The 8,971-nt window shown below is 32.4% G+C and carries 9 protein-coding genes; all 9 read right to left on the reverse strand.

Annotated features, from left to right (window positions below):
* Positions 1–10: 10 nt before the first annotated feature.
* Positions 11–931 carry a WaaS/CpsH family glycosyltransferase gene (locus tag BCR22_RS07700; RefSeq protein ID WP_069654361.1) on the reverse strand — a complete coding sequence of 307 codons (921 nt, stop codon included), beginning with the start codon at positions 929–931 and terminating at the stop codon, positions 11–13.
* A gap of 14 nt (positions 932–945) precedes the next feature.
* Positions 946–1,779: a LicD family protein gene (locus tag BCR22_RS07705; RefSeq protein WP_069654362.1), complete on the reverse strand. Its 834-nt coding sequence runs from the start codon at positions 1,777–1,779 to the stop codon at positions 946–948.
* Entirely contained in the window at positions 1,776–3,149 is a 1,374-nt protein-coding gene (locus BCR22_RS07710; RefSeq protein WP_069654363.1) for an O-antigen ligase family protein, read from the reverse strand. The genes BCR22_RS07705 and BCR22_RS07710 overlap by 4 nt, the downstream gene beginning before the upstream one ends.
* A gap of 28 nt (positions 3,150–3,177) precedes the next feature.
* A complete protein-coding gene (locus BCR22_RS07715; RefSeq protein ID WP_069654368.1) occupies positions 3,178–4,161 on the reverse strand; it encodes a glycosyltransferase family 2 protein in 984 nt (327 codons plus the stop codon).
* Positions 4,162–4,168: 7 nt separating this feature from the next.
* Positions 4,169–5,221 carry an NAD-dependent epimerase/dehydratase family protein gene (locus BCR22_RS07720; protein ID WP_069654364.1) on the reverse strand — a complete coding sequence of 351 codons (1,053 nt, stop codon included), beginning with the start codon at positions 5,219–5,221 and terminating at the stop codon, positions 4,169–4,171.
* 9 nt (positions 5,222–5,230) lie between these two features.
* Positions 5,231–5,935, reverse strand: a complete 705-nt coding sequence (locus BCR22_RS07725) for an IspD/TarI family cytidylyltransferase (RefSeq protein ID WP_069654365.1) — start codon at positions 5,933–5,935, stop codon at positions 5,231–5,233.
* Positions 5,936–6,820: a LicD family protein gene (locus BCR22_RS07730; RefSeq protein ID WP_069654366.1), complete on the reverse strand. Its 885-nt coding sequence runs from the start codon at positions 6,818–6,820 to the stop codon at positions 5,936–5,938.
* Between the two features lie 270 nt (positions 6,821–7,090).
* Positions 7,091–8,653: a glycosyltransferase family protein gene (locus tag BCR22_RS07735; protein ID WP_069654367.1), complete on the reverse strand. Its 1,563-nt coding sequence runs from the start codon at positions 8,651–8,653 to the stop codon at positions 7,091–7,093.
* A 190-nt stretch (positions 8,654–8,843) separates the two neighbouring features.
* A partial coding sequence (locus BCR22_RS16030) for a GW domain-containing glycosaminoglycan-binding protein (RefSeq protein ID WP_141706553.1) occupies positions 8,844–8,971 on the reverse strand: 128 nt, incomplete at its 5' end.

Consider the following 8,971-nt stretch of genomic DNA (forward strand, 5'->3'; position numbering starts at 1 on the left):
AACATCTGGTCTATTTCAAAAAAAAGTTGTTAAACCAACCTTCAAATTTATATTTCTCCATCACCGTTTCTGGAATAGTTACGCTAGGTATTTTTAGGAAGCCTAGAATTTCATTTTTATTACTCTCATTAAGCAAAAATATATTTTCAGGTGCATAAAAATCCATATCTTGGACACTTGTGTTGTTCGTTATTAGTTTCTTTTTCAGAAACATCGCTTCAATCGGTCGCAAGGAAAGACCGTATTGGTCATTTTGAACAATATCTAATACTGCTGTTGTATTCCCTTCATAATTAATCAACTCTTCATATGAAATAGGCTCTTTATAATCATAATCAGAACGAGAATTTTTAGATGAATTTACTACATAAATGAAAGGTTTTAATTTCTTACTAATGAAATACTGCTCTAGTTCTAATAATAAATTTAAGCGGCCTTTGTCGACACCAATAAAACAAATATCGGAAAGATACGTAGGATCACTCTTATAAACAATTAATTTTGACTGATCAATAAACTGATTATTATGATTTAATCCATATTTTTTACAATCATCCTTGTCAAAAGACCATAATTCACAATTCAAATCAGCAAAAAAATGAACTGGCGTATCTTTAGATACTGGATTGCTGTACCAAACAACAATTCTAATAGATGGAAATTTCTTATTCAAGTACTTAATTACAGGTCGTGAGAAGAAATGGGAGTTTAATAAAACAAAATCAATCTCTTCCAATTTTTTTTTCCAATCTCCATAAAAGAAAGAGGCAGACTGTAAATTCATTTTTTTATCTAAATAATTCATTACTTTAACACCCAAAGTTCGCTTATCGAAATACTTTTCTACGTGTATGCCCAAATCTTGTGCATCGCTTGAAAATAGCACTGATTTTTCATCTAAAGTAATAATCATCATTCGGCTATAATCCAATGATTTTTGCCCCCTTAGTTAACTTCTTTCCAATAAAACGTATATGGATGATGCGTAACTCGCTCTGATTCTGGTGGTAATTGCATATAGTCATCATAACGCAACGTTAAAAACTTTTCACGGTCTTTTATAGCGCGAACCGTTTTCCCTGCAAATTGTACATCTTCGTAATGTTCAAACCACTCTGTAGGAAAAACGCCCCATTCTTCGTCAACGAATTCAATATAACCACATATAGGTGTTTCAGCAATAGGATACTTACTCATTTCTCCCATTAGTAACTTTTTCCAATGTTTATAATCCCCTTGTTTCATCAACTTACGGTGCTTCGGATAGTGTAAGATTCTCTTCCCGTAAGCTTTCCATCTTGTCTTCGAAATTGCATATGAAGCATTTAATGTTCCTATCATATTATCAAAGTACAAGCTACATTTTTCACCAAACGCCTTTCTAACAGAGTCATCTGATGGAAAACCATCTATTGGAAAAATGTCTACAAAAACCCCTAAATCTGGATCTTCACTATGATAAAATTGTGTTGTTTTCACGCAAGTTCTCTTATCAACCAATTTCGCAAATGGATAGCGATACTTTTCTCTGGTTTCCAAACTCAATAATAAATAGGTTTCATCGTTTGCCAATAATTTTATTAGACGATCATAGTTCGGACGAGTCAGCACAATATCTAAATCATCATCCCAAGGAATATAACCTTGGTGTCGTTCTGACCCAATCAAACTACCATAATAAATCGAATAGTCAATATCATTCTTCCGACAAATGTCATCGATGTGTACGAGGATCTCGACACTAACGTCTTGAATTTCCTTAATATTTAGTTCTTTCATAACTTTATTTCACTCGTTTCCTTCTCGTTTTTTGAATTCAACCTGCCAATGTATAGAAAGAACATCATTGCACCTAATCTATTTACCAAAACGATATCAGTAATCAAACACGCTGAGATTAAAATCGTCAATACGATCAAACTTTGAAATAAGTATTCTTTATAGTTCCTTGTATTCATTTTAAATAGTGTAATTAATGTTTTGATCATATTATATAAAACGAATAGAATAAATGGAATCGTTCCTAAAACACCGGTTGTTGCTAATAAAAAGAAGAAAAAGTTATGTGGCGTTTGTTCTTTTTGGGAAATCCACGTGTTTGGTAAATTTTTCTGTGCATAAGGAAGTATCCCTTTTGGAGAAGTTCCGATTACTGGTGTGCTCTCAAAAATCTCAATGGCACTATTCCAAAGTTTGAATCTACTATTAGAAATATCCGAATCTTCACCCGTATCTGGACGGTCCAAAGAAATATTGTCTTGGTCGTTGCTTTTAATCACAATTACTTTACTTACTGCTTTAGCTGACACTAGTGATACTTTTTGTGTCACTTCCATTGTAAGGTAAAGTCCTACAACAGCTACCACGGTAAGAACAGATGAAATAACCAATCTTTTTAGTAGCACAGTCGTTCTTTTACTGTAGTAGCTATAAAAGAATACCCATACAACTGTAATGCCTAGAATTTCTACAGTTGCTGTTCTTGAGCCTGAAAGGACAACGAAGAAAAATTCAAAAATAATACTTGCAATCAAAATGCCTTTATAAAGCTTTGATTTTGCTTCTTTGAAGAGATGTAAAGAAAAACAGATTGCAACTACTGAAATCGTTGCAGCGTAATTAGGATCTACAAAAACACCGTACAAGCGATTTTCAACAAATCCCATGCGAATACCATAATAAAGTTTATCTAATGGTGCTGTGTATTTAAACTGGACAAAAAACATACCTAGAGAAATAATGACTAAAATCAACCAAGTGAAAACTAACACTTTTTCTACTAACTTAAACAAGTCTTTCTGATTTTTTTTTCCTAACTCATAAACAACGAAGAAAAAAAGGACTTCCCAAATTATTAACTTAAAATTGGCGACTAATCCTGTTGGCCCATTTACAATAGATGACACAATCATCACCAAAGTAAATAGCAATAATAATACACTTGGCCTCTGGCGTTTTTGAAACCAATCAACACCATTGCGGATAAGCAATAATCCTCCAACTAATGAAATAATAGTAAAAATAATACTATCAAATTTTGATGGAATAAGGCTATACGTACTAATCATGCGTAAAATTAACATAAATTCCCAAACGAGGATAAAAGGTATTTCCACCTTATCAAGTATTTCATTCGCTTTTTTTATCATTAACCCTGTCTCCTTAACTCAATAAAGTTTATTTATTTATTCTTCTGACCATTCCATTTTCTAAACGTGACATCAGTTTATAAAAATAAGGATGTATTCTTAGCGCAATCATTGATAGTTTTCGTGGTTTAGTAAAGTAGTGGTTTTTTAGGACAAACATAAAATTCTTGCGTAAAAATTGAATGATTTCTTTTTGTGTTTTCTTTTCTTCTATCCCTAATTCACCACTGTTCATCATCTTATCTAAAACAGTGAAATACGCCCAACAAACTCGTGTATGTGCAACATTCACTAGTTCTGGATATTTTTCTAAGACACGTGATTCATTCTCTTCCCACGCTTTGATCATATCCAGGTCTTTCATCGTAAAATGATTACTTGAAATGCTATTCTCTCGGTGATAATAATAGTACTTTTGACTTGTATCAATAACTACCTTAGATGTCTCTTCCAATACATCTAAAATCACTGCAGCGTCTTCCGTGATCATTCCGACTGGATAACGAATATGCTTGAATATTTCTCTTTTATACAATTTATTCGTTGCACTTATGGTACTTAATTTTCCTTCAAACATGATTTTTGCTGCCCCAACCATATCAGTCACAAGATATTTTCGTTCTTTCACAACAGGTTCTTTTCCAGCATAAATATCTAGAAAACCAACCGTTGCTAAATCAGCCTTTTCATTTTTCAAGTTTGTATATAAAAGCTCATACATGTCCTCTGCAATATAATCATCACTGTCTACAAAACCGAGATAGCGACCTTTAGCAATTTCTATACCTGCATTTCTTGCAGCACTCAATCCACCATTTTTTTGATGAATAACGATTACTCTTTGATCTATTTCAGCATAATCGTCACACATTTGACCGCAATTATCAGGTGACCCATCATCTACTAGAATTAGTTCAAAATCTTGGAATGTCTGATTCAAAATAGAGTTGACACATTTGTCTAAGTATTTTTCAACATTATATACTGGTACTATAATACTTATTTCAGGCACTACCATTTCACTCCTCAGTTTTCATGATTCTAATTATTTGTTCCAATCCTTCATCCAAAGAATAAATAGGCTTCCATCCTAACGTTTCAATTTTCTTTGTATCTAAAATTGCCTGCGTTGCTTTAGAATAACCTGCTGATTCACTTGAATCTGGAATCTCAAAAATAACTTTTGTCCCAGCGATTTCAGAAAGTTTGGTTGCTAATTCTCTTAACGTTAAATCAAATTCACTATTAGCAATGTTATAGGCTTCGCCGTTTTTACCATTGAGTAGTAAATATAACAAAGCATAGGCTGCATCAGCTACATAACAATATGAATAGTACTGTGTTCCTTCACTCTTCAATACGATGTCTTCACCATTTACTGCATTTTTAATAAATTGAGAAGAAGCTTTTGAATCTTCTGACAACATAGTAGGCCCAAAGATCCGACAAAGTCTTGGAATGACTACATCAATGCCGTATTGCTTTATATATGCTTGGCAAAGTGCTTCACTTGCACGTTTTCCTTCAGGGTAACCAGCCCTTAAAGTGTTGCAATCGATATAGCCACAATAGCTCTCATCAAATTTTTCAGTATCGCCTCTGTTTTCACCATAAATTTCAACCGTTGAAAGAAACAACACACGCTCAACTTTGTTGTTAGAAGCATAATCAAGTACTTGCTCGGTCCCTTTTATATTCGTCATTATCGTATTGATTGGATCACTTACATAGGCTTTTGGATGCGTGTTACTTGCGCCATGGATGATAAAATCATAGTGAACATCAGATGATAAGGGTTCTAGTATATCTCCAACAACTAAATGAAAATTGGGGCTCTCTTTATAGTTGATAAATCTTGATTCTAACTTATTTAGATTTCGTCCCATTGCATAAATAGAAATATTCAAATTTTGTTTTTCATTTATGGCCATTAAGCAGTCAATCAAAAAGGTACCGATCATTCCAGATGCACCCACAAAAAGTAATGATTTATTATTTAACTTTCCCCAGTCTAATGGATTTTGGATCACTTTTTCAACATCGTTTTGATAATCAAGATTTCTTGAAAACATATTATTCTCCTATTCTTCCTTCATTCGAAGATATCCTTTGAACAATTGCAGATCGTCTTGTGTTGTCAACTTAATATTTTTATCCGAGCCCACAGCAAAATAAAGAGTCTCTCCCAGATCAACCATCATTGTATTTGTGTATGATGACTCTGAAATACCGATTCCTTCTCTAAAAGCTTTCTCATAAGCCCAAACAAGTTTATCGAATTGGTACGCTTGAGGTGTAGATACTCTTCGTAATGTCTCTCTATTAATATATTGTTTGGTTGTTTCTTCTGTTTCTTTCACGAAAATTTGTTCATTATAAGGTAAAGAAGTGACTGCATTGCCGAACTCTTTACATTTTACGATGACATCAGATAATACAATCTCATCTACTAATGGTCGAATGCCATCATGAATCACAACAGTATCCTCTTCAGTTGAATGTTCTTTAAGAAAATCAACACCATTTCTGATAGATTCTTGTCCGCTATTACCACCTTCAATGATCCATGCTAGTTTATCAATAGTATATTCTTTTGCGTAAGCATATAAAGTGTCTTCCCATCCTTTTTTGCAAACAACTAAAATTCTATCGATCATCGGATGTTTTTGAAAAGATTCTAACGTATAAATAATAATTGGTTTGTCTTCCACCATAATAAATTGTTTCGGAATATCTTGTCCCATTCTTTTGCCGACTCCACCGGCTATAATCAATGCTGTAATCATTTATTTTTCCTCCTTCAAACTTTCCACACAATAGTATAGTCCTTTATATTTTTTATACGTATGTTCAGTATCTATCAAAACAGCTTCATGATGGGAAATCCGATCTTTTTCATCAGGTAACTCCATATAATGACCAAAAACTTGTGTCAAATAATTATCATAGCCCACAGGTACAGGCATATAAGTATCTTCAAAAGGGAGATATTCTGCTTTTTCAAAATCTTGTCTCTTATATAAATTGCCCATATATCTTGGACCTACACAAAGCTCAGTTACAAATTCGCAGCGATCGAAGTCATACTTTGACATTTGTTTGCTCGCAAATGACCAAATGATATAACGACTTTTTTTAGTTGGAAACAATTTTAGTAGAATTCGACTCCCCATCGCCATAATACCTCCATGTTTTTCAGGTACTACTTGTGAACAAAATAGCGCATAAATGAGTGCCCATCCTTTTTGGATTTTTCTCTTGATTGTTGAGTTTGGTGCACCGTCCAAAGGAAATATATCAATCGGTAATCCATGAGGGATATCTAGATATGCTTGATACGGTTTAATAAACGTCGTATTATTCGCTCGGATCGTAGTGAAAGAATTATGGTCAATAAATGTTTTTGATGGTCTCAAAATCGAATATTTATCCATGTCCGCATATTGAGACCATAAATCATAAAGTTTTTCATAATCCTTACGCGGCATGAAGAAATCTAAATCATCATCCCATGGTATAAAACCTTTATTCCTAACAGTTCCAATACAGCCTCCACCGCAAAAATAACACAATAATTGATATTTTTCACAAAAGCGAACGAAGTACTTCGCCATTTCTAAATTTATTTTTTGAATCTCTTTTATCTGATCTGTATTTTTTATATCATTCATGGTTGAATACTAAGCTCCTCAAAACACTTAAATTTTTTCAAAAATACACCTTGTCCATTCTCTCACATCTATTAAAAACTTTCAATAACTTGCCTAATATCTTAATGTAACTGTAAAAGACAATAGCGATTATACAGATTAATAGGCTCTTTTACTTAGTTTATTATTTATTCAAAAAAAAATACTGAGATCAAGTATCAGAGAAAATCTGATACTCGATCCCAGTATTATTAATGATAAAAATTTAATACAACGTATAGTTTTTATAAATCAGACTATTTTTTTATGTTTTTCTTCTGATTTTTGAAATAATAACCCAATTGCTAAAATAGCTGGTATAAAAATCCCCATAGAATACCTTGGACTGGACTCCCATATTAATAAAAATACAAAATATCCCGTTATATAAATACTACTAAAAAATATAAATGGATTTATAACTTTGAAAAATTTAATTGCAGAAAAAATAATACCTAAATAAATCAAATATTGGATGACCATCATGATTGAATAAACAATCAAACCGCTGAAATTATTTTGGAAAACCCACATTTTTTCTTGATTTTTTCCAGTACCCAAAAAGACTTCAAAAGAAGATTTTAAATCTCCTGAACCCCACGTTACAGAAACTTTGTTATTAAGTGCCTGAATTAGTTGTATCAGATTCATAGCTTTAAGTCTTTGTTTAATGACTTTTATATGTTCTACTTGAATTTTCTCTTTTGACATTTTTTTATCTAAAAACATATCCCAAGTAAATCGTTGCTCACTTGAATCATAAGCGCCAACTGTCCATTTAGCCTTGTTCTCATTAGGCAAGTCATCAGGAATAGGCGTGTTATGTAACCCCATCATTATATAATGAGTATTAGGCTGTCCATAATTTTTATCTGGAAATAGATTCTGAGAATCGATAAATTGTCCCCATAAAAAATGACCGAAAAATAAGAATATAAAAGGAACCAGCCCTATGACTCTTCGCTTTCCATTATTATATAATAATAAAAATAAGGATAACGCAATCACTAGTATAAGCACCGTTCCCTTACTAATAAAACCTAACACACAAAAAATGGAGGTTAATATGATATAAAGATAGCTGAATTTATTTGTTCCTTCATTTGCTGTTTTTAAATAGCTCGTAAAGAAGAACAACGTTACTGACATGAAAAATAGAGATAATATATCTGTATAGGCAACAGGAACATGTAACGTAATTTGAATAGCAAAGACAAGAATCTGAATCGCTACTAAGGACACTAAATTACTGACTTTTAAATTCTTTAACGATAAAAAGGTCAACAGAATCGTGATTATATGCATTAGACTAAATACTATAATAATTGAACTGTAGTTAGGACCAAAAAAGGTCCGAATAGCTGAAAAAATATACATTAGAAGAAGGTTTTGAGGGTTAGAATACATATAATTATATCCCCACTTCTCACCAAGAGATAACTGATCCAAAAATTTTAATGTAATTGCAGCGTCATCTACAGCTTGTTTAAAGCCAATAAATTTGATAAACAGTAATAGCGAGATAAAATAGATTGTCAATTCTATCGTAAAAAAAATAAAAGTGAATTTATTACTGAGTACCCATTTTTTTGTCCCTTTCGCCAAAAAGCGGGCAATAACAGGATACAAAAGTAACGTAAAAACGAAACAACTACTATTAATCAAGATAATTGTTTTGGTTGAATGAACATTTCTAAATAACGAAAATATTTCCCCAATCCTAGGAGAAAAAATTGTCGTAAAAATAGCCCATAACATTGTAAAAATAGATGCTGCTAAGAAAAATGTATAAATATAATTCAAATATTTTTTCATATGCCACCTCTTTATAATCATTATCTCTACACCATTTTTATTTTCAGTCCGCTAGCGAATAGAACAAATCTTCTTAAAACACACTAAGTTTATTGATATCTTTATATCCAAAGTATAGACCATCCCAGACAAATACATTTGCTAGAGATGGTCATTCATTTAAATATCGTTAATTTATTTATTGATCCAACTACTTATCGAAGCCTTTCGCATCCATCCAACCGATTACTTTTCCACCTAATTTGAATTGGTACCATGTGGCTTTTACTGTTTTCGCTTCTTTAATGATTTCAACGTCTTTTCCAGCGTACGTTGGGC

The organism is Enterococcus plantarum (genome assembly GCF_001730295.1).
Taxonomy (GTDB): domain Bacteria; phylum Bacillota; class Bacilli; order Lactobacillales; family Enterococcaceae; genus Enterococcus_L; species Enterococcus_L plantarum.

What these genes read in the sequence shown, in the direction of transcription:
- BCR22_RS07705 (WP_069654362.1), bottom strand. Translation starts at nt 1,779, where the DNA reads ATGAAAGAACTAAATATTAAGGAAATTCAAGACGTTAGTGTCGAGATC.
- BCR22_RS07730 (WP_069654366.1), bottom strand. Translation starts at nt 6,820, where the DNA reads ATGAATGATATAAAAAATACAGATCAGATAAAAGAGATTCAAAAAATA.
- BCR22_RS07735 (WP_069654367.1), bottom strand. Translation starts at nt 8,653, where the DNA reads ATGAAAAAATATTTGAATTATATTTATACATTTTTCTTAGCAGCATCT.
- BCR22_RS07710 (WP_069654363.1), bottom strand. Translation starts at nt 3,149, where the DNA reads ATGATAAAAAAAGCGAATGAAATACTTGATAAGGTGGAAATACCTTTT.
- BCR22_RS07720 (WP_069654364.1), bottom strand. Translation starts at nt 5,221, where the DNA reads ATGTTTTCAAGAAATCTTGATTATCAAAACGATGTTGAAAAAGTGATC.
- BCR22_RS07725 (WP_069654365.1), bottom strand. Translation starts at nt 5,935, where the DNA reads ATGATTACAGCATTGATTATAGCCGGTGGAGTCGGCAAAAGAATGGGA.